The organism is Legionella qingyii (assembly GCF_003184185.1).
The window spans coordinates 70,707-91,819 of the sequence record NZ_QHJG01000016.1; the positions used below are offsets into that span (position 1 = coordinate 70,707).

The following is a 21,113-nucleotide window of genomic DNA, read 5'->3' on the forward strand; positions in this document are numbered from 1 at the left end:
ATTAAAGTAGTAACTAAAGCAAATAGATAGGTTTCTATTTTTATTGGATAAATTATAAATACTATTTCATCGTTTTAATTTTCTCTTTGTCACTAAATTAAAGTGATACTAAATACTAAAAATTCCTGTATTATGATCCTCGTTAGTCTTTTAAATATGTAAGGAAGCATTATGAATTTCAATATCAGGAATACCTTAGGCCCCTTATTTCTCATTCTTTCATGTCCCGTTTTCGTGATGTTGATGTGGTATACCAATACTCAACTTCAGGGATCCTTGTCTGCTCTGTGGGATTTAATAATTCAAAATGGTTTTTATCAAACTGTATCTACCATATGGAAACCTTACTTTTGGGGGTCTTCCATTGCCTGGAAAATTATTTTAATTTTTACAGTATTTGAGCTGGCTTTGATGCGTATTTTGCCAGGAAAAAAATTTGAAGGCCCTATTACTCCCAAAGGGAATATCCCTGTTTATAAAGATAATGGTGTTTTGGCATTTATTGTAACAATGACAAGCTTTTGCATTGCATCGTTTGGCTTGAATTTATTCTCAGCCTCTATTCTTTATGACAATCTCGGAGCTCTGTTTGGCGCATTGAATTTGTTTAGCCTTATCTTGTGTGTATTTTTGTATCTTAAAGGACGATTTTTTCCTTCATCTACAGATTCAGGTATAACCGATAATATTTTGTTTGATTACTATTGGGGAACAGAGCTTTATCCTCAAGTCCTTGGATGGAGTATTAAAAAATTTATTACATGCCGTTTTGGTATGATGAGTTGGGGCCTCTTCCTAATTTCTTATTGCGCCAAGCAAGCGGAATTAGGCGGTTTATCCAATTCAATGTTAATTTCTGTGATATTACAATTCGTTTATCTGAGTAAATTTTATATGTGGGAAAAAGGGTATTTACGCTCTTTAGATATCATGCATGATCGAGCCGGTTTTTATATTTGTTGGGGTTGCATGGTATGGGTTCCGTGCGTTTATACTTCTCCAAGTATGTATCTTGTGCTCCATCCGATTCATTTATCTTTTGTATGGGCAACCCTCATTTTAGGCTTGGGCTTAGCGAGTATTATTATTAATTATCTTGCTGACAAACAAAGGCTGATTGCGCGAGCTACGCAAGGTGAATGTAAAATTTGGGGGAAAAAACCTGTTACGGTGTTGGCACGTTATGAGACTACTGAAGGTGATAAAAAACAAACCATATTACTTGCTTCGGGATGGTGGGGCATAGCGAGACATTTCCATTATATCCCAGAGCTTGCAGGTACATTTTTTTGGTCTGTACCCGCTTTATTTGATAATTTTGCACCGTACTTTTATCTTTGCTTTCTAACTGTTCTGTTATTTGATAGAGCATTTCGTGATGATAAGCGATGTTCTTCCAAGTATGGTCATGATTGGAAAAAATACTGTGAATTGGTTCCTTATAAAATTGTTCCTCTAGTGATTTAGCACGTCAATTAAAATTTCATTTTTTCCAAAACCCCCTGGATAAAAAGCAAGGCTGGCATCCAGGAGTTCCTGTATAATAGAAAAGTTCAAAAATTCATCAAATGAATATAATTTAACTCTAGAAGCGGGGCTCTATGCTTTTTTATGTTTTATTTATTATAGGCGTTGGTTTGGTCCTGAAAGTTTATCAACTACACCAAAATGGTACATCTGCAAGAATTACCTATCCTTCAGCGATCAGTTATCTTTCATTAATAAAGGATATTACTCTCTTAAGAGCCAATCCTTCTGCAAAAACACAATTACAAACACGGTTTATGACGTTTATAGCAGAACTGGGTTCTCGCTCACTTGATGAGCAAGGTTCAGGTATCGCCTATTTTAAATTGCCTGATTTGACTCCCGTGTTTATATTGTCAAATAACTCAGCAATTCAACAACTTTACTCGAAAACGAATGAAAAGAAATTTGGACAAAGACCGTTTTTTCAACGTCTGGCCGTGATACTCGGTTCTGGTAATCTCATGTCTTCGATTCTAGGTTCGGATACTCATTCTAGAATTCGCCAATCAATTCTTTCGCGTAATGAATCAAATAGACCACATGTGGCAAACATGGTTGCTGATTTTTTTAAGGAATATGAGTTGGAGCAAGGTCAGCATGGAAGTTCGCTCAGTGAAGTTATGGATAAACTGTCCAGAAGAGTTTTACTCACAACTTATTTTGGGGCAGCAATTATAAAGCCATTCGAAAAGTTTTATCATCCAAGTTTAACAAAAGAGTTAATCGCTTGTCTTTTTAGTCTGGATCCTATTCAGGATGATGAGAAAAAAAATCTTCAATTTTTAAGGGATAAAACATTTAAGCTAGGTTGCCAAGTTATTTTCTCATCGGATGAAATTACAAAACAATTAATGGAACAGCAGAGTTGGCTTAATTATTTACTTAGAGTCCGAGTATTAACTAATTCGGATATAAAAAGTCAATTGGAACAACTCGGGATAAATTCAGAGCAAGAATTAACGGCAGTACAATGTGAGTTATTAATAAAGTATTCAGTAGAACACGTGGACACTACATTACTGTCTACCCTGGTGCGGGATGTTGTTAATGAAAGTTTATTCATTCCATTATTAGGTTTTGATGCTACTGCCACTGCATTAATTACCGCCTTGAGAATTGCGCTTCAAGATAAACGTATTTACACCATAATAAAACAGGAAATTCAGCAAAAAATTTCAGCAGGGGAGTCTTTCGAATTACATTCTCCTTGGGATGCCCAAATTGAAAAGGGTGTATCCTATGCCGAAGCTGTTCTATTGGAAGCGTTACGATTAGCACCACCAGCGCCTATTGTGCCAGAAATAGTTCACGAAATAATCGAACTTGATGTGGAGGGGGCCTCACTTACTTTGCCTGCAGGAGCACTTGTATTCATTCCTATGCAAGGAGTACATACACATGCACACTATTTTCCAGATATTAAGCTTTCCAGTGAAGGGCAAAGCGTTTTTGGCAAAAAAACAATAAGCGCTAACGATATTTTTCCCGAGCGGTGGGGGCCTAAAAACGGTACTGGCAACTTTTATAATGCCCATTATTTTGCTGAAACTCCTTCATCTTATGTACCAAAGACAATGGAAAAAGAAGGGCAATTATTACCATTTAAAACAGGGGCGCGCCGTTGTCCTGGGCTTCGAATTGCAATGACAGAAATAATGGCTTTATTTCGTATGCTTGCTACCTATAAATTTGAACTTACGGCAGAAGAGCATCTGGAGTTACGCTTTAATTATGAGACACCATTACAAAGAAATGGTGGGATGGGGTTGCTAAAAATTAAACCTCGAAAGCAATTGGAATTACGAGAGGCCTCATCACCTTATGCTGAACACAGTGTTCATAGCATTAATTTTTTTCCTGACCCTCCTGTTGCCAAAGATAAGAAAATGGAGCTTGCCTCTTTTTCTCTGTCTCATAGCCGAGTGTAGTTGTAGTCTGAGTGAAGGTAAAGCCGTAATCCTGGAGCTAAATATCAATTTAATCCCGGGTTATGCTTCGTAAGATTCATTGAAAATTAGGAATGGATGCATAACATGCCAATAAAATACCCCATAGATGGATGTAATCACCAATTAATATATTTTTGAGATACCATTTGGGTAAACGTTCATTTCTTATATCGCTTTGTAAGTATTTTATGATGGGTACAAATGCGACAACAAAAAAAATCATGAGTACGTGATAAATAAAAATCAGTTCCTGGGTATTACTATATAAATAGGTTTTGTATTGCATTTCCCATGGAGTGATATAGATAATGACGAATGTAAATAAAAATACCTTAATAATACTGTTTAAATCAGTCATAAAAGGAAGTTTTTTTCGACTGGATACAATTACTTGTCCTGACGGGGCAAGTGCATAAAATGAAATCGATTCAATAATGGCGCTTGCTAAAAAGAATGTACAATAAATATAAATACTGATTGTCGTTAATGTAGGCATAGTTTAAATACGAATCGAGCTGTCTGAAATTATAAAAACTGTTTATAATTTTACCACAAATGTAACTGCAGGTCGATGCTCCTTCTTCCCAACATATTTTTTTAGGGAACAATTTCATCAATGAGAGAAATATAGCTATGTTGACAATTTCCTCATTAGATTCCGTACAAACTACGCGCATAAAGAGCGGAAAATGGGCGGAATCAAATGAAGTGTCAACAGACTCTAATTAAGAAGAAAAATAATTTGAGTCAAGACTGTTTTTTTACTTTTTATTTGTTAAGATAGCAACGACCAATTTCTTTTTTACCAAGAAAATCCTGTGGATATTTATTCAATTTAATGTCAATTCGAATTCAATCAATTTAACATACCCTTTGCTGCATCAGCCTTTTTCCAATTTTTAATGCATATTATTTCATTGAGTTATTCACATTTTCTGTGGATAAGTCTGTTTATAGTCTGTAAAGCTTTTGTATACTTTAAAAATTCAATGCTAGATTATTTTCCGTTACGCTCTTTAAATAATTTTTAATGGGGATATAACAAGCATATTCCTAAAGTAACAAGCAGCGCTCCTAACCATTGTAGCGAAGAAATTTTTTCTCCAATCCAATATGCAAATATTTGTGTAAAAACAACTGAAGTGTTGCGTAGGGTTATTGCAAGTCCCGCCTCTGCATAACGCAATCCCAATAAGAACAATAAAAAAGATAATGCACTTAAGACGCCACCAAATGACATTCCTTTCTATCGAAAATTTATAAAATATTAATTTGTTGAATAGAGGCAAGAAAAAACAACAAAATTTAAATCGCTTCCTGTACATGTAAATAAAACACCAGTCGGCTCATTTGAGTTTTCCGCTACTAATATTTTATGCATTAATTTCATTCCGCCAGCGGAATAACAATTATTAGATAAGCTGCTAAAAACATTACTTATGGTTTTAATTTGCCCAGATCGTTCGTAGGCCTCTTCGCATTGAGCGGATTGTCCGGCAGGCGGAGATAGTGCTTTTTCCGCATGAGCATTTTGATAAATTAAGAATGAAACTAGAAATAATCCATGAATAAATTTCATAATTGTCGTCCATGCAAGATAATTTCTTATATTATAGGTTTGAATTTAAAAAAGTGGAAAAAGCCGCTTCTTGGATAATTTTTTTTCTGTAAAGTAGTGTTGCTCAGGTATTGAAGCGGCATTTTTTATCCGGAGATATTCAAAGGCCTGAAACTTCTTTAAGCATTTAAGTGATTAGCCAATAAGTGAATATAAACACTTGTAGGTATTTAAAGGATCGGCTGAAATTTATTTTCTGTCGGAGGATTTTTAGGCTCTTGCACTACTGGTAAATCATGTACGTCTTCATTTTGCAGGTTAGTAGTATCAGCAGCTGTGGCAGGTGATTCCAGGATAGGGCGTAATGCTATTGAGTAACTACCCTGGAACTTATCTGATAATTCATGATCATAATGCTCTAATGCTTCCTCGAGGATTATTTCTTCATTTTCTTTTGTACGCTCTTCTAAGATTTGTTCGTCCACACTCTTTGCCTGTAGTTCGACTCCCCATTTAATTAATCCAAATAGTGCAAGTCCAATACTAAAACCGAGCAGAATGGGACTCCAAAGAGGCGGTACTGTTGCAGTGCCTATAAGAATTATTAGACCAATTGTTGACAAAATGACGCCTGTTCCGCCTAGAACAAAATTTGTATAGGATTTTACTATAGTCTCATCAGCTAAATGAGTGTTTTCTTCTAATAGGAACAATGGCTCTGTTATATTTGCAATGTCTTTATCAATTTTATCAATTTGGTGTTGAATGTTGCTCACCTCTTCTATCAGTGATGTATCAGCCTCAAACTCTTTGCTTTCATCAATTTCTTCTGTGATGTTCGCAAGACTTGCCAAGAGTTCTTTACGCTCCTTATATAACTTTGAAAGTTTCATTACAGGGCTGTTATCTGGAACTAATTCAGACAATCCTACTTTACTGTGAATCTTGCGAATAAATTGTAACTGTTTTGCTTCCTCAGTAGATAAATTGCCCAGGTGCTCTAGTTCCAATGCGCGAATTTCGAGTTTATTTCGATATTTATCATTATTTAATGAAGTATCAAATGTCTCGAGTAAATTCATAAATTGAATTTTTTCTTTATATGCCTTACTTGTTTTGTATTTATTAATAAGTGCGCCTAAAAATGATATTCCCTCAACAAGAGTGGTAAGAGAGGCGAAAGCTAATCCGATTCCCGCAGCTACTACTCCTCCGAGAATGAATGCAGTAATACCTAAAGCTGATGTGGTTAGAAGAACAATTATGGAAAAAGTTTTATTGATCACGGAACTATTTTTGTCAGTTAATGTTGTAATCGCATTGGGAATAATAGAAAACATCTGGAGTGCAAATCCAATGATATGTAACTCTTTAGCGGACTTTATGATAGAGCTTAGTAGGCCGATTAACTTCTGTATGCCCCCAAGTATGTATTGAGATAACTTTCCAGTTTTATGGATAATTTCAGTAAATGACCTCTGTTTTTCCTTCGATAAGTTTATTCTTTTTTTTAATTTATCCATTTTTTCTGGTAGAACAACATGCTTTTTAAGCGGATAAGTCATAGTTACTTTTCCAAAATGGTATATCTTAAACACGATGAGCGCTTTATTATCCACATTGTTCTTATAAAAAACAACCATAATTGTTCAAATGTCGCATGAGTTGTGCAAAATATTGATTTATAAAATAAGAAATTTTATTGATAATGGGCTTTTGAAGATTCGCTTTTTATTTACGATTGAGTCGATTTCTTAGAGAAATATAGGGAAAGGAATGCGTGTCGCTGCGTATAACAGGTAGCTTCACTTACTGTTTATTCTATTTTATTTTCAATGCGCTTGTCTGGAATGAACCAAATTAATGCAGCAATTACAATAAATACCAATATAAATAAAACTGAGTATATAGCTTAAGAAAATTGGTCCAAGCGGTGTGAGACTAGCGAAGTTATCACCATGTGGAATTTTAATTTCTAACACCATAATGGTAATAATGATAGCAAGCACGCCATCACTAAATGCCTCTAAACGTGTCGTTTTCATCAGTTTTTCCCATATTATGTAATAATAACTCCATATTTTTTATTGAAATAAATCAATTTCATCTAGGGGCCGTTGATAATTGCTTCATTAGCCTACGTTCTACGCTTTATGGGCGGAATCCAGTAAAGACCGCATTAAAAATAGGTGCATTTTAGTGCATCTCTGTATAGGTCCAGCGCATAAATTGCGGGAAGTAGGTGGAATTAAATGAAATGCCAACAGAGCCCAGTTTATTTCTCCCTATTATGTTGTATTTTAAATTGTAGAACAGGTTTTACTTTATCTTGTGAATTATCTTGCAATTAAATAAGCACCTTCTCTTTAAGCGAATTATCTGATGTTTAATAGGTGATACATATGGCTAAATTAAGGAATACATGTATAAACAAAGAGCGAGCGATCGCAGTGGACATTTTTAATGCGCCTGATTTTTGTTTTGAATTTGCACTTAAGAGTCAATATAGATCCATTTCTGTTTTTTTATGATAAAATACAATAAAAACAACATTTTATGTATTTAATAGAGGGATATAATTCTTTCTATTTTTTGAAATAAAGGCTTATCTATATCTTTTTAACCACAATTTATATTGGATCTATTGACGCTGACTGAAAAATATGCAAAATTGATATTTTGTTTTCACTTATTGTAAAATATGTATCTTTCTAAGGTAATTTATTATGGGTTCAAGTTGTAAGCATGCCAAAATTTCTTTATTTAGCGCAACAGCATTGTCTGCTACCGCTATGGTTGGTTCAGGATGGCTCTTTAGCGCGCAATTAAATGCTAAAATTGCCGGAAATTACGCTTTTCTTGCATGGGTTCTGGCCGCTTTGTTGGTAATGGCGGTGGGATTATGCCTTGCACAAGTCGCATCAATCTACCCAGTTCGTGGGGCAACTGCGCGCTCAAGTGCATTATCACATAATGGTATTTTTGGTATGCCATTTGCCTTTGCCAACTGGTTTGGATTAATGGTAACGATTGGTACCGAAGCTCAAGCAACGACCCAATATTTAGCCGCTGCAATCAAAAGCGATGTTTTAATCGCAGATAATGTCTTGACGCTTTATGGTAAATTATTTGCATTGAGCATCTTAGTCGTATATTTGTTTATTAATTATTTTGGTATTAAGTTATTAGCTAAAATTAACAATACAGTCACCGTAATAAAAATTCTTAGTCCGATTTTTACGATTGTTATTTTCTTGATTATGCGTTTTGATACCAGCAATTTTAGCTTAGCTACAAATACCCAATATGGAATTGGATCAGCAATTACTGCAATCATTTCAGCTGGGTTAATCTATTCTTACAATGGGTTTCAATTGGCAGTGGCTTTTGCCAGTGAAATAGAGAATCCAAAACGAAATATCCCTCTTTCAATTGTTCTTTCAATTGTAATTGTGATGTTTGTTTATATGTTATTGCAATTATCCTTTATGGGTGCTGTACCACATGACATGCTAGCAAGTGGTTGGAGTAGCCTCAATTTCCATTCACCTTTAATTAATTTGGCAATGTTGCTTGGAGTAAATTTTTTAGCAATGATCTTGATTGCTGACAGTGTCGTGAGCCCATCAGGTACTGGATACTCTTATTTAGGTGGTGCTTCTCGTATGTTCTACGCTATGGCTAAAGAAGGTCAAATGCCAAGGAAAACCATTGGCAAATTACATCCTGAATATAATTTGTGCCGTCGTTCTTTACTTATTAATTTTACTCTAACTGCAATATTTCTATGGAATTCCGATAGTTGGGCCTCATTAATGGTGATTGTGACTGGATATCATTTAATTGGATATATGGCTGCTCCAATTAGTATGGGAGCGATTAAACCAAATACCAGACTCTTTGGGTTAATCATCTTTTGCATCCTTGGGGTAATGATGAGCACGTTACCAGCTAATGATTTTTTAAAGATGAATTTGTCGATTTCAATTTTGATGGTAATTTATGGATCAATACAAGTCGCACGACGAATGAAAGTAACAACATTATTAGTATTATCAACACCTTTTCTGACTTTTCTGTGGTTAATTTATTTTTATCAAAATATTTATTACATCATATTAATGTCAGCTCTTTTTTATACATTGATTACTCATAAAGAATACGTCAAATTATGTAAGGATACTCAATTCATTAGTGATGACGCTGCTGATATAACGGCAAACACAGAGGCTCAACGAGCATAATATGTGTCGCTTGTTGCCTGTATTAGTGGAGATTGATAGAGGCGACATTTGCTAGAATTTTTTGGCTACAAAAAAGCTGCTGACCTATATATCTTCCTCTTTTTTCTCTGAATTGGATGCTTTGGACGAGTTGAATTTAACAACTCATCAAAGGCATCATCGGTATCAGTATTTTCTCTCATGGCAAAAAAGCGATGAGTATGCAATATGTCTTTTATAGTTTTTGTTGGGCTTACTTTTTTCTCAAGTCCTTCACTTAACACTTCTTTAAGTGAAATAGCGTTTTTTTCGATTTCATTTATATGTTCCAGCACATCATTTTTAACCTCTGTTAATGCTTGAATTTTCTGATTTGTAAGACCTGGATTCCTAGTTACCGCTTCAACTAATGCATCTATTATTTTCCACACCCAATTTGGATTTTGCAGGCGTTCTATCATACCATTCAGTTGTTTAATAGCACGTGCTACACTGTCTGCCCCAGTAGGATTATACAGTCTTTCTGCATTGACTGGTTGCAAAGAGTAAGTTGTGTTAGAGCGTTGTTCTGCGCGAATTTCTTGCTTTTTTTCACGTCTCTTGGCAACCCAAGAAATACTATTAATCTTACTATCTGGCCACACAATATTAACAGCAGCAGGGTCTTGTGGATAAGGAATATGGTTTAATTGTGATATTGCCTGCGTAGCATTATTGAATTCATCACTTCCTTCTTCGGCCTGTATTTCTACAACAAAATAATCGCATTCACTATTAGCATAATCTGTCATATTTATATTATGTTTATCTTGCTGTTTAAAAATAAAATCTTTAGCTTTTGCTAAAGAGGAAAATGATTGAGAGTATATTTCATTTGTGTTTTGCGTGGAAAAGACCACATGATAAGTTATAGGAGGTATTTTATTTATCTCATCTTCAACTCTTTGAAATCCATTTTTAATCTCAATTATTTTCTTCTTAATCTCTTTTGTTTGATGTATCAAGATATCTTCTAAATTTCTTCCAAATACGATTCCAATATGTTGATCGTTCAGATCTTTTTGAATGGTTTCAAATCCAATATTTCCCAATTCGGATAAAAGGTCACATTTATATAGAACATCACGGTAAGTATCTAAATCATCACGATAAACAGTTCTTATCAGTGATTTAGAATATCGTAATAACATTGCTAATATATTTAAATTCTTTATTGCTTTTTCATCTGCATTTTGTAGAAAAGATAAAAGATGCTGAGTAAATTCAGATAATTCCATTGGAATAATTAGTACTAAAAAATCAATAGCCTTTTCCTGACTAATCCCATTTGATCTATGCAAAAAGTCAAATATGTTTGGATTCGCATTCATTATTGGGGCCTAAATTTATATGGGATACAAATTGGAAGAAGCATTATTAATTATACTCTTTTAAATTTAAATTATAACCGCTATCAGGAGCGCGAATAATTATAAGTCGTTACAGCTGAACAACCGTTCGCTTATAAATTTCCTATTTTTCCCGGAGTAAAATAATAAATTGTTTTTTTTGATTTAAATCAATGGGATCTGATTTTGGGAGACCCCATTGATTTTGTATAGAGTAATTTTAAACTGAATCTATCTAATTACAGTAGACTTTTTCCAGTTATTGGTTGAGTATAAACGCCGCTTTTATATTCTTGCCAATTATCGGCAGGTTTGATGGCACATTTTTTTGAAACCATATGCCATCCTGGTTGATGTTGATGGCATGCCGCATGGATTGGTCCGACTGCAAGCATGGTAGTGGCGAGTATTAATCCTGCTGCTCTGATCTTCATATAGATCTCCTTGTACATAGTTATACGTAAAGCCAAAAATACATCAATATGATTATATATTACACATCTGCGATGTGCAAATTTGTACCTAATTAAACGCATTACTTTTAAAAAAATGGGAGGTATTTTCTTCATCAACTCAAGAAGTTAACGATTAGTATGCTTTTTCAATATTTCCAGGATTTAGAGTACATACAGCTTGTCTTAATAAAACCTTAATGTTGTTAGTATAAAATATGGACTTTGTATTCAAAAATCAATCAAAGCTTCTGTTAACGTAACTAAGGATACAACGTGAATAAAATTATGACTTTATCTCTATTTATTATCTTTGGATTATTCTGTTCACAATCAAACGCCCAAAAAACAATTAAACTTAGCCCCAATGAAACAAAATTACTGGCAAATAATACACTTTGGACGCTCAATGCTACATGTGTTGTTCAATGTACCCATCAAAATAACGGTAAAATTAAAATTAACGTAATAAAAAATAGCGGCGTGATCAATGGAAGAAAACTGACTACCGGTCAAGGAACTCTAATCCGGGTCAAAAATAACAGTAGCGTATCTGTGAGTGCAGAATCGGGCACTCAAATCAATCTTATCAATTTAGGAGCAGATGAATTACAGGCGGTTTGTTCCATTTAATTGGATGGAGTCTTTTGATTTATTTATTACACGCTAAAACTTGATAAATGAACTCAAGAAAAGTAACAAATGTAGTTTTAGATGCCTTAGTACAATAAAAACTATATGTAATAAATTTATTATCATTGCCGATATATTTATCAAAACTTGATTATAATAAAAGTAAGTGAATAAATATTTGTTCGAGGGCTATTGTGGGTAGAAAAGAAGAGCATGAAAAAATTGCACGTTTTTTGCAAGAAAAAATACAAGAAAAAATAGGTAATAAATTTTCATTTACATGTTCTGCCGACGCGGATGGGATTTATTTTCGGTTACTTACGCCACAAGGATTTCGTCCTATAGGAGAACGACGTGAAATCGAAGATATGTTTAGGGATATAGGAATTGCAGTGACCCCAAAGATATCCACTGGAGGTACTAATAATGAGGAAATCAACCACACACTTGCTGGGAATCCTTCTGAGATTGAACAATTACTAAGACAGCTTGATTCTAAAATGGCTGAGGATTATCGGTTATTAATCGAAACTGAAAATGGAAAAATTATTGATAATTTGAACCGACTAACCGCTAAAGATGGAATTAAGTGGAACAGCTCTCAAGATGGTGGTGTTGTATGTCAACATGAGCAAACTATACCGAGGGTACCACGCAGTAATTCATTGCCTGCTGATAGTGCTGCAGACTATTTTTTATTTAATCTTAAGGCACGTGGAATTAATGCACAACCCAACATGGAGTTATTACGTCGAAACCCTACGTCCGTCATGCTTGAATCTTCTTTTAAACCCTCTCAGTTTGAGCAAATAAAAGGAGAACTAAAAATCGCATTTGAGAATAAATTAGATGCAAAAAATCCACTAAATATTTGCTCGGACTATGCAAATAAATGCCAAAATGAAGATCCAGATGCGTGTCGAGAAAGACTCTTTAATGAATTTTTTAACACAATAGTGGCTTTAAGTACTCAATATCCTAATATGGATGGTTTACAAGAAATGCGTCGTATAATTAGGAATTCCCAACCATATGAGAATGGTCCCTGCAATGAACCGCACGAGAACATACTAAAGAAAGTAATCCAAGAAGCAAAGTGGAAAAAATCAGATTCAGAATTTATGAAAAATTTTCATCAACTCAGGGGTAGATCAGAAGGGGCAGAAAACTTTTATCAAAAACTTGCAGCACTTGATTCCAATAATACTCAAGCAATTAAAGAGTTTAATAAAAATATGGGAGATATTCTTTCTTCTAAGTCTGAGGAAACCAGAGGCTATGGATGTTGGTAGTTCATTTACTTGTAGAAACTCAATAATGGATTTCCCCCCTTCGCGAAAATGACAATATGGGGAAGAGAATGCAAAAGTAGAAATGGAAATGACAAGTCAGTGAACATTTCAGTTTTGGATTGATTTGCTGTGGGTTTTGTCTTGCTAATTAGTGCATGGGTTTTTGGCGCTTTTCGGCAGGAGCATCGTTTGAGTGGGCGGTTGCTGCAAGGCTTGGCTTTGTTGTCTATGATGGGGGCAGGGGCTTTGGCTTATCAAGCAATGCAAGCGCCATTCATCAGTGTTCATACTCGTGAAGAAGTGAATGCAAAATTAGCTGAAGCAAAAAAAAATCATAAACGTGTTTTTATTGAGTTTTTTGCAGGGTGGTGTAGTGACTGTCAAGCTATGGATAATCATGTTTTTTATCAAGCAGCAGTTATTAATGCAATGCAGGATTCGGTAAATCTGCGGGTTGTTATCAGCGAAAAATCAGATGAAGTGGCTAAAATTCGTCAAGCGTTCCATATTTATGGTATTCCCACAATGCTTTTTTATGATAAGCATGGGCAACAGCTTGCTAATTTAAGTTCTGTGGGACAGATATCAAAAGAAAAAAACTTGCAATTATTGGCACAATTACGGAAGTTGTATTCTGTAAATCTGCAACCCCTAAGCTCATATTTTAATAAGCGATGAACATCAGTTTATTGTTTCAAGTAGCATGGAGGGTTGCCCACACCATTTTTCTTATCGAAGACACAAATATGGCATGCTTAAAAAACATTCAAATAAACCAGCATTGATACATTGGTCGGTTGATTGAGTATAATTTTAATTCGATATTTGCACAAAAAAGACCAAGTAATATCCATGTTGGTTTAATACATTGCGCATATATTTTTATGGGAGTATTGATAAATGGCTTTTAGAACGACAAATGAACTAACCACTGAAATTAGAAATTTGAAAAAATCAGGGGAAGTGAGCTTTGATATGTCAGGATGCAAGCTTGGGCAAAAATCATTTATAGAGCTGCTAGCTTTATTCAGTCTTTTGAAAAATCTCGGAGTGAAGTATCTTAATTTGGGGAATAATTTTCTTTGGGAAAAAACAGGTACTGAGCTAGCAGAAATCTTAAGTGCTTTAAAAGATTCACAGGTCATAAGACTCTTTTTGTTTGGGAATGATCTTTGGCAACAATCAGCAACTGAGCTCGCAACAATGTTAGGTGCTTTACAAAAATCAGGCATAAGGCACCTTGATTTATGTTGGAATGATCTTTGGAAAAAATCAGGCACTGAGTTAGCCATCATTCTTGGAGCTTTAAAGGAGTCTGGAGTAACACATCTTAATTTGGGTGGGAATAATCTTGGAGAACAAACAGGTATTGAGCTCGGATTGGAGGCTCTAAAAAATTCTGGAGTAATATACCTTGATTTAAATCACAATAAACTAGATCACAAAACAGATACAGAGTTGGCTCTTATGTTCGCATCCTTAAAAGATTCCGGGGTAACGCATCTGGTTCTGAGTAAGAATGATTTGGGTCAAAAAACGGGTGCTGAGCTGGCAACTATTTTAAGAGGATTAAAAAAATCCGGAGTTAAATATCTTGATTTGACTTCGAATATTCTTGGACAAAAAACAGGTCTTGAACTAGCGACTATGTTAGATGCTTTAAAAGACTCAGGAATAACACATCTTGATTTAGGTGATAACCGCCTTGGTCAAAAATCAGGTGCGGAGTTGGCTTCCATGTTAGGTGCTTTAAAAGACGCAGGAATAACACATCTTAATTTATATGAAAACCGCTTGGGGCAAAAATCAGGGGTTGAGTTGGGCTCCATGTTGCATGCTTTAAAAGGCTCGGGAGTGAAGCATCTTGATTTGAGTTGGAATGAGCTTGAACAAAAAACAGGAGCTGAACTGGCGGTGATGTTAGAGGGTTTAAAGGATTCAGGCGTAACACATCTTAGCTTGGCCTGGAATGAGCTAAGTCAAAAAACCGGGGCCGAGTTATCTACTCTACTAGGTGCTTTAAACAAATCAGGAGTAACACATCTTGATTTGTCTGCGAATCAATTGGGGCTAAAAGAAGGCACTGAGCTTGCTGCAATGTTACGGGTTTTAAAAGGATCTGGAATAACACATCTTGATTTACGTGGTAATAATCTAGACGAAAAGTCAGAAGATGAACTTGCTCGCATGTTCGCTGCCTTGGAAGACTCTGGAGTAACTCATCTTGATTTGGGGTCGAATGATTTTGATAAAAAATCAAGTAGGTCGCTTGAAAAAATAATTAATGCTATTCCTAGGAGCATTGTATCGATTAGCTTAACTTGTTCTGAACTCGAAAAAATGGATAAAGCGCAACTTAAGGTGATTCAAGATCGATTTCCGAACCCTGAACACACCATTCTGATTGATAATGAGCGTAGAAAATTGGATTCATCACTTAGAAAGGCTGATGCAAATGTTTATAGGAAGCTCGGATATAAGACTACTATCCCATCTCTCTTAAATCATTCCGCTTTATTTGTAGCTCAAAACAAAGAACTATTTAAAAAGGGATATGAAGAACTCCCGATAGACTTAATTGATTATATCAATGAACTCAAAATATGATAAAAAAATGAAAAATTTAATCAATTAGCAGTTATTGACACAATTCTAAAATAAATTGCAAATTCTGCAGCCTCAGGTTTTTGATAAGGAGTACTTTACCGAATCAAATCTGAGGCTGTAAAAATTATTCTCAAATGTATATTATTTTAAGGTCGTGATGAAGAATGATAATGATTTAGTCTGGGATTGTTCTTTGAAATCAGATTCCAAAATGATTCATTGTCGATTTCCACTATATTAGAAGCCATGAAATCTAAATTGATAAATATAGTGTTAATCATTTCTATAGCTTCTTCGTCACGTGCAAGCAGATGTTCTAGCATTTCTTTCAAACCGATTTGATTTTCTTGAAATCCCCAATATTCGGGATTACTCACTACGAAGGCATCCAGGGCAAATCCAGTTTTTAGATTCAGAGTGGCTGAAACAAACGCATCAGTAATCATAACTGATTCGCGAGAGAGATCTTCAGGAAGTTTGTCGAGGTCAATTTTGGTAGAGATCAATGCAGTTAAACCGGTGTAATTCCCATCGGCATCTTTGGTTGTTGAAGTAACTACGCCCTTGATAAAAATCGCGTCGCCGTATTCTTCTGTATAGCTTTTTACAAGTTCTTGCAAAAACTCAATGGCACTGGGAATTATTTCATTGCTCTCTTTGGGGGTTAAAAACCTGGTGAGATCTAGGCCGACAGAACCTTTGAGAACAGTGGTTGGAGATGTACCATTACCATAGTCATAACTTAGATTGTCAACTTTGACTTCAAAGTTGTTTTTTGAACCGACTTTGTTATAGAGACTTTTTAAAGCGACTTTGGATGCCCGATCTTTATCAATTTCTACAGCATCAAATTTAAGTTTTGCAACAGTAACTTGATTCTGGAAGGGGGCAAGAATATTTGCAATTTCCAAATTTAATAGGTCAAGTGTATTGTCGACAGCAAATGCTCCGGAAATGAGACTAAAGCTTAACCCGAGCGAACAAAACAATTTTTTCATAATAACATCCTGTTTTATCTAGTTTATTTTTGATTTATCAGATTCATATTTTTATTACAAAATGAAGTTAGAAAACCCCAAGATGTCGTACATGAACTGACGGCGTGTATTATGACATTCTTTAGCTGCAAGTCTATTATTTGGCGATGCAAATCATGATGCTTAGAAAAATGTAGATAAAGCCTTCTTTATTAAACAAGGAAAAAAAGGTTAACTATTGCAAATGAGAATCATTATCGTTTATATTGTGAATGATAATGATTCTCATTTTGTTGTTCTGAACGTTATTACTAAGAATAACAGCTGTAAGCGAAAGACAATAAAGAGGGGGGTATATGATTTTATCGAATCTTCATGCTAATGAACTAAATTACCAATTACGTTCATTATTAACGAATACTGATTTTCCTATTTCATCCAAGCAAATGGGGCATTTTCTCGTCGCATCTTATCAGCAGTGTTTTAATCGGTTACGAAGATCTGCGATTTCAGAAGGATTAATTGATAAACAGGTAACTAGCCAATCCATTACTGCTTATCTTGAGCTTCTGAAACTTTATTCTCAAAAGCAAAAAACTCACATGAAATATTGGCATTCATTACACGAAGAATTAAATGAAAGTATTGCAAATCAAGCCCTAGCTCTTGCTTATCAATATCAGTGGCATAAAACAATTAAGCGGCAGGCAAAAGGATATGCAAATTTATGGTCTTGGTTAATCGAACATTTCGGCCAACAGCAAATACTTAATTTCTTAGAGCAATGGGGTTGTATAGGGCATCCATCTCACCCCAATTTTCGTGCCAAAATAGGATTTAACCGTAAAGAGGTTGTGCAATATTCTCCTGAATTTAATTCTGAAGTAACGATCGGTTGGGCTGCAATTCATCATTCACTTGCATTTATTTCAACCTCAAAATCCGCTTTTCATTGGCTGTTTAGCATTCATTTTCCTAAGGAATACAGTTTGTGGAGTGATGCATTACGATTAAAGAAATTAAAGCCAGAAGATTATTACCCATTTCCTGTTCATCCTTGGCAATGGACCAATAAATTACAAGCATTAGCAAAATCTTTATTCGAAGAACATCAATTTATAATCAACCCAGTACATCAACAAACCAAACCATCGATGTCATTTCGAACCGTGATGCCTCTTGCAAAACATGGCCCTCATCTCAAATTGGCTGTTGGTGTACATACTACCTCATCCTTGCGTACTGTTTCTCCAGCCTCGGTAAGTAACTCGTCTTTACTCTCGCAATGGATTAATGAGTTACTTACACAAAATCAATATTATAAGGGACAATTATTTTTAGCTCGTGATTTAGCGGGGATCAATGCATTACACTCATCTATTCCTAATGATGAAAAAAAACATTTTGGACTTATAGTTCGTGAAAACCCTTTACAATGGATCCGATTAAACCAAAAACTTGTTCCTCTTGCTTCGCTTTTTAAACAATCCCCCCTGAGACAAAGATCATTATTAAGTGAACTCATTGAGCTTAGTCAAAGTAGTCCAGTAGGTTATTTTATGGATTATTGTCGTTGTGTTTTGGCAAGTCAGTTGCATTTATTATTATGTTATGGGGTTGCCTTAGAGGCTCACCAACAAAATACTTTAGTTATTTTTCAGGCAAATCGTCCCTCTGGCCTTGTACTACGTGATTTGGGGGGTATAAAAATTTGTAATCACGTCTTCTATGATAAGGTGGCTAAACCAACACTACATCCTGATTCAACAATAACCTGTTCTGGATTAAATGAACTGACCAATAAATTCATACACGGTAATTTACTGAGTAATTTGGCTTATGGGATTGATTGCTTAAGTATGGATTACAAGCTTTGCAAGTCAATGCTTTGGCGAAAGGTGAGACAAATTTTAGAGCACACTTTAGAAGAATTGCGAACAGAAATTGAACCACGAATACATCATTGGTATCGACAGCAATTGCTTGTTGAACCTTGGCAGCAAAAATGTTTACTTGCTATGCGACTCCATGAAAATCAAAGCCAAGATCTTTTTTCTATGATTCGAAATCCTTTGAGCAGAGCTTATGTCTAAATCAATCCAGTCGCTTCTGTTAATAAGCCAATTTTTTATGATTTTGGCATTAGAAATGACAAACCCTTTTTTATCTTTGTTGATTGCATCGCAGAACGAGATTCCACTGCAGAGCGCTGCCTTTTATAGCATGCTCAGTTTTGTATTCCCCATGCTTGCAAATATCATCATGACACCAATCTGGGGACTTGCTGCGGATCGCTTTGGTTATAAGTCCATGCTTATGCGTGCAGCATGGGCTTTGGTATTTACCCAATTGGCAATGATTTTTGTGAATGCTTTGAATTGGATTTTAATCATTCGTATTGTTCAGGGGGCTTTTGCTGGTTTTATTGTATCCATGCAAACCTATTCATTAAGTCTTTGTGAATGGCAGTATAAAAGTCGGCAGTTGTCACGCCTACAATCAGCAAAAGCGGTTGCTACAAGTCTGGCAGGTTTTGCAGGGGGGATCATCTTAACCGCTACTAATTATCAAGGATTATATGGAATAGCAACGGTTATTTGTCTAAGTATTACACTTGTTATGCACTATTACTTACCAGCCACCCCAAAAAACTCAGGTAAAACTTTAGATCAAAAATCCGAAAAGATGATCTTTGACTCAAAACCTGTATACGCACTATGTTTTTTAATTACCTTAACCCAAATCATTAAATTTTTACCTGATCCGGGATTATCTTTATATATTAATGATTCGTTTTCTCAAAATTTAATTCTTATTGGCCTACTTTATTCATTTCCTGCGGTTGGCATGTTGCTGAGTTCCGAATGGTGTGGGTGTCAATTTGATCGATGCAGGACTGATCCGCTTTTAGTTCGTCGATATTTAATTCGTTATAGTGTGTTAGGTTTCATTCTGATGCTATGTCAAGCAAGCATAAACAACCTCATTCTTTTCGCATGTATCCGAATTTTATGGGGAGTCGTATTAGCTGCTTTACTACCTGCATTATTTGCACTTTTAAGTGATCGTTATCCCTTACCGGGGTATGCGCTTGGTTTAGCTAATTCTTTTGCCAAACTGGGCAATCTAATTGGTTTGTTACTAGGAGGACTATTAATCAATTGGCTGCCTTATTCAACACTATTTGTGATTATTGCAGGCCTTTATTGTTTATTTGCTTTGTTTGTGCCGTGGCTTCCTGGATTTTTTATCAATCCATTGCCTCGATTTTCCAATACTTATTCTGATAAAACATAATGACCCATAAAGTACTTCTAGTTATATTATTTACCTGGTTTTTTGGGAATCTGGACATACATTTTCTTACCCCAGCTTTACCTGAATTGGCTGAGTTTTTCTTAGTAAAACCAAATATCGCTCAATTAACGATTAGTCTTTTTCTATTGGGTAAGGCATTGAGTATGATTTTATGGGGAATTCTTTCCGAACGCTATGGTAGAAAACCTATATTCATTGGAGGTTTATTATTGTATACGATCTCTAATTTTCTTGCGGCGGGGAGTCCTTCTATTGGTGCTTTATTGTTTTGCCGATTTTTTCAAGGATTGGCTGTTGGAGCGACTTTGCTTATGGGAAGAGCAATGATTAACGATACCTATGATGAACAGCACGCGACCCAATATTTTGCTTGGTTTTTCACTTTTGGAGGTCTTTTTATATGCTTTTTACCTTCTTTGGGAGGCTTAATTAATAGCCATTGGAGTTGGCAGACTGCATCAATAATCATTGCATTGTATGCTCTTCTTCTCATTCCTTTGAGTATCGGAATGCAGGAAACCAAACCTAATGATTCTATTAGTTTAAATGTTCAAGAAACAATAACTACTGTTTTTCGGCATCCTATTTTTGTGGGGTATTTATTCATTTCAGGGTTAATGATGGCTGGAGAATCCGCTTTTAATACTTCGGCATCGTTTATTTTAATTAAAGGATCTCAATGGACGACTACCCAATATGGTCTTGTGAAAACAGTTATGGCAATAATGCATTTATTAGGAACAGCATGTTGTGGTTTATTGGTTAAATATTATACCAGTAGACAGCTCACGGCATTTGGAGTTTATTTTTTTGCGTTTTCAGCAGCCTTAATGTGGGTGTTTAGTCTACTTTCAGATGTGATTTTTCTTACCTATGTCATACCGATGATGATCTATTATTTTGGTACGGGTTTTATTGTTGCGAGTGCGACTTCTGCGGTCGTGCGTCCTTTTCCGAAACAAATGGCATTGGCTTTGGCTTTAACTCTATTCTGTCAATTTAATTGTTCAGCTTTGTTCAGTTTTATTACGAGTGTTATCGGTATAACAGATTCTTACTCTTTTATGTTTTTGCTGTGCTTGATTGGCTTGTTGAGTTTAATTACTTTAAATCGACTTAAATTGAATGAAAGAAAATTATCGAAACAAAGTCTCGTTGTATAATAAACAGTGTGTAATGTAGAAAG

General features: G+C 35.2%; 19 protein-coding genes. 11 read left to right on the plus strand and 8 right to left on the minus strand.

What is annotated here, in order from left to right; all coding sequences use genetic code 11:
• Positions 1–171: 171 nt before the first annotated feature.
• Together DGG96_RS11005 and DGG96_RS11010 are read left to right on the plus strand one after the other, a co-directional pair.
• Positions 172–1,467 (plus strand): phosphatidylethanolamine N-methyltransferase family domain-containing protein, encoded by a 1,296-nt coding sequence (locus tag DGG96_RS11005; protein WP_110142709.1) that lies wholly within the window; start codon positions 172–174, stop codon positions 1,465–1,467.
• A gap of 134 nt (positions 1,468–1,601) precedes the next feature.
• The gene (locus DGG96_RS11010) at positions 1,602–3,458 is read left to right on the plus strand and encodes a cytochrome P450 (RefSeq protein WP_110142710.1); all 1,857 of its coding nucleotides are present in this window, start codon (positions 1,602–1,604) and stop codon (positions 3,456–3,458) included.
• Positions 3,459–3,534: 76 nt separating this feature from the next.
• Here DGG96_RS11010 and DGG96_RS11015 read toward each other — a convergent pair whose 3' ends face one another.
• From DGG96_RS11015 to DGG96_RS11035, 5 genes are all read right to left on the minus strand, one after another.
• On the minus strand, positions 3,535–3,975 hold the full coding sequence (locus tag DGG96_RS11015) for a hypothetical protein (protein ID WP_110142711.1): 441 nt from the start codon (positions 3,973–3,975) through the stop codon (positions 3,535–3,537).
• A 531-nt stretch (positions 3,976–4,506) separates the two neighbouring features.
• On the minus strand, positions 4,507–4,719 hold the full coding sequence (locus tag DGG96_RS11020) for an EamA family transporter (RefSeq protein ID WP_233590579.1): 213 nt from the start codon (positions 4,717–4,719) through the stop codon (positions 4,507–4,509).
• Positions 4,720–4,746: 27 nt separating this feature from the next.
• Positions 4,747–5,058 carry a hypothetical protein gene (locus DGG96_RS11025; RefSeq protein ID WP_110142712.1) on the minus strand — a complete coding sequence of 104 codons (312 nt, stop codon included), beginning with the start codon at positions 5,056–5,058 and terminating at the stop codon, positions 4,747–4,749.
• A 209-nt stretch (positions 5,059–5,267) separates the two neighbouring features.
• Positions 5,268–6,680, minus strand: a complete 1,413-nt coding sequence (locus DGG96_RS11030; protein WP_127059486.1) for a T4SS effector SidA family protein — start codon at positions 6,678–6,680, stop codon at positions 5,268–5,270.
• Positions 6,681–6,869: 189 nt separating this feature from the next.
• On the minus strand, positions 6,870–7,082 hold the full coding sequence (locus DGG96_RS11035) for a TMEM175 family protein (protein WP_233590577.1): 213 nt from the start codon (positions 7,080–7,082) through the stop codon (positions 6,870–6,872).
• Between the two features lie 357 nt (positions 7,083–7,439).
• Between DGG96_RS11035 and DGG96_RS21315 the strand changes: the two genes are divergently transcribed.
• Positions 7,440–7,568 carry a hypothetical protein gene (locus tag DGG96_RS21315; protein WP_276309322.1) on the plus strand — a complete coding sequence of 43 codons (129 nt, stop codon included), beginning with the start codon at positions 7,440–7,442 and terminating at the stop codon, positions 7,566–7,568.
• Positions 7,569–7,763: 195 nt separating this feature from the next.
• Positions 7,764–9,281, plus strand: coding sequence for an APC family permease (locus DGG96_RS11040; RefSeq protein ID WP_110142714.1), 1,518 nt, complete (start codon positions 7,764–7,766; stop codon positions 9,279–9,281).
• Between the two features lie 65 nt (positions 9,282–9,346).
• Here the strand turns inward: DGG96_RS11040 and DGG96_RS11045 are convergent, their stop codons facing one another.
• Complete coding sequence (locus DGG96_RS11045; protein WP_110142715.1) at positions 9,347–10,630, minus strand: hypothetical protein; 1,284 nt, start codon at positions 10,628–10,630, stop codon at positions 9,347–9,349.
• Between the two features lie 257 nt (positions 10,631–10,887).
• A complete protein-coding gene (locus DGG96_RS11050) occupies positions 10,888–11,082 on the minus strand; it encodes a hypothetical protein (RefSeq protein ID WP_110142716.1) in 195 nt (64 codons plus the stop codon).
• A 294-nt stretch (positions 11,083–11,376) separates the two neighbouring features.
• On the opposite strand from DGG96_RS11050, the gene DGG96_RS11055 reads away from it, so the two are divergent.
• From DGG96_RS11055 to DGG96_RS11070, 4 genes are all read left to right on the plus strand, one after another.
• Positions 11,377–11,733, plus strand: coding sequence for a hypothetical protein (locus DGG96_RS11055; RefSeq protein WP_110142717.1), 357 nt, complete (start codon positions 11,377–11,379; stop codon positions 11,731–11,733).
• A gap of 194 nt (positions 11,734–11,927) precedes the next feature.
• Positions 11,928–13,025, plus strand: coding sequence for a hypothetical protein (locus tag DGG96_RS11060; RefSeq protein WP_110142718.1), 1,098 nt, complete (start codon positions 11,928–11,930; stop codon positions 13,023–13,025).
• A 141-nt stretch (positions 13,026–13,166) separates the two neighbouring features.
• A complete protein-coding gene (locus DGG96_RS11065; RefSeq protein ID WP_240610450.1) occupies positions 13,167–13,703 on the plus strand; it encodes a thioredoxin family protein in 537 nt (178 codons plus the stop codon).
• 222 nt (positions 13,704–13,925) lie between these two features.
• The gene (locus tag DGG96_RS11070; protein ID WP_110142719.1) at positions 13,926–15,632 is read left to right on the plus strand and encodes a leucine-rich repeat domain-containing protein; all 1,707 of its coding nucleotides are present in this window, start codon (positions 13,926–13,928) and stop codon (positions 15,630–15,632) included.
• 146 nt (positions 15,633–15,778) lie between these two features.
• Here the strand turns inward: DGG96_RS11070 and DGG96_RS11075 are convergent, their stop codons facing one another.
• Entirely contained in the window at positions 15,779–16,630 is an 852-nt protein-coding gene (locus tag DGG96_RS11075) for a hypothetical protein (RefSeq protein WP_110142720.1), read from the minus strand.
• A 335-nt stretch (positions 16,631–16,965) separates the two neighbouring features.
• Between DGG96_RS11075 and DGG96_RS11080 the strand changes: the two genes are divergently transcribed.
• The 3 genes from DGG96_RS11080 to DGG96_RS11090 are packed head-to-tail and all read left to right on the plus strand — an operon-like array spanning position 16,966 to position 21,090.
• Entirely contained in the window at positions 16,966–18,702 is a 1,737-nt protein-coding gene (locus tag DGG96_RS11080; protein ID WP_110142721.1) for an IucA/IucC family protein, read from the plus strand.
• The gene (locus DGG96_RS11085; protein ID WP_110142722.1) at positions 18,695–19,906 is read left to right on the plus strand and encodes an MFS transporter; all 1,212 of its coding nucleotides are present in this window, start codon (positions 18,695–18,697) and stop codon (positions 19,904–19,906) included. Before DGG96_RS11080 ends, DGG96_RS11085 begins: the two co-directional genes overlap by 8 nt.
• Entirely contained in the window at positions 19,906–21,090 is a 1,185-nt protein-coding gene (locus DGG96_RS11090; RefSeq protein ID WP_110142723.1) for an MFS transporter, read from the plus strand. The genes DGG96_RS11085 and DGG96_RS11090 overlap by 1 nt, the downstream gene beginning before the upstream one ends.
• The last annotated feature ends 23 nt before the right edge of the window (positions 21,091–21,113 follow it).

Bases quoted from the DNA above. Each gene is read 5' to 3' on its own strand.
- DGG96_RS11005 (WP_110142709.1), top strand. From the start codon at position 172: ATGAATTTCAATATCAGGAATACCTTAGGCCCCTTATTTCTCATTCTT.
- DGG96_RS11010 (WP_110142710.1), top strand. From the start codon at position 1,602: ATGCTTTTTTATGTTTTATTTATTATAGGCGTTGGTTTGGTCCTGAAA.
- DGG96_RS11015 (WP_110142711.1), bottom strand. From the start codon at position 3,975: ATGCCTACATTAACGACAATCAGTATTTATATTTATTGTACATTCTTT.
- DGG96_RS11020 (WP_233590579.1), bottom strand. From the start codon at position 4,719: ATGTCATTTGGTGGCGTCTTAAGTGCATTATCTTTTTTATTGTTCTTA.
- DGG96_RS11025 (WP_110142712.1), bottom strand. From the start codon at position 5,058: ATGAAATTTATTCATGGATTATTTCTAGTTTCATTCTTAATTTATCAA.
- DGG96_RS11030 (WP_127059486.1), bottom strand. From the start codon at position 6,680: ATGGTTGTTTTTTATAAGAACAATGTGGATAATAAAGCGCTCATCGTG.
- DGG96_RS11035 (WP_233590577.1), bottom strand. From the start codon at position 7,082: ATGAAAACGACACGTTTAGAGGCATTTAGTGATGGCGTGCTTGCTATC.
- DGG96_RS21315 (WP_276309322.1), top strand. From the start codon at position 7,440: ATGGCTAAATTAAGGAATACATGTATAAACAAAGAGCGAGCGATCGCA.
- DGG96_RS11040 (WP_110142714.1), top strand. From the start codon at position 7,764: ATGGGTTCAAGTTGTAAGCATGCCAAAATTTCTTTATTTAGCGCAACA.
- DGG96_RS11045 (WP_110142715.1), bottom strand. From the start codon at position 10,630: ATGAATGCGAATCCAAACATATTTGACTTTTTGCATAGATCAAATGGG.
- DGG96_RS11050 (WP_110142716.1), bottom strand. From the start codon at position 11,082: ATGAAGATCAGAGCAGCAGGATTAATACTCGCCACTACCATGCTTGCA.
- DGG96_RS11070 (WP_110142719.1), top strand. From the start codon at position 13,926: ATGGCTTTTAGAACGACAAATGAACTAACCACTGAAATTAGAAATTTG.
- DGG96_RS11075 (WP_110142720.1), bottom strand. From the start codon at position 16,630: ATGAAAAAATTGTTTTGTTCGCTCGGGTTAAGCTTTAGTCTCATTTCC.
- DGG96_RS11080 (WP_110142721.1), top strand. From the start codon at position 16,966: ATGATTTTATCGAATCTTCATGCTAATGAACTAAATTACCAATTACGT.
- DGG96_RS11085 (WP_110142722.1), top strand. From the start codon at position 18,695: ATGTCTAAATCAATCCAGTCGCTTCTGTTAATAAGCCAATTTTTTATG.
- DGG96_RS11090 (WP_110142723.1), top strand. From the start codon at position 19,906: ATGACCCATAAAGTACTTCTAGTTATATTATTTACCTGGTTTTTTGGG.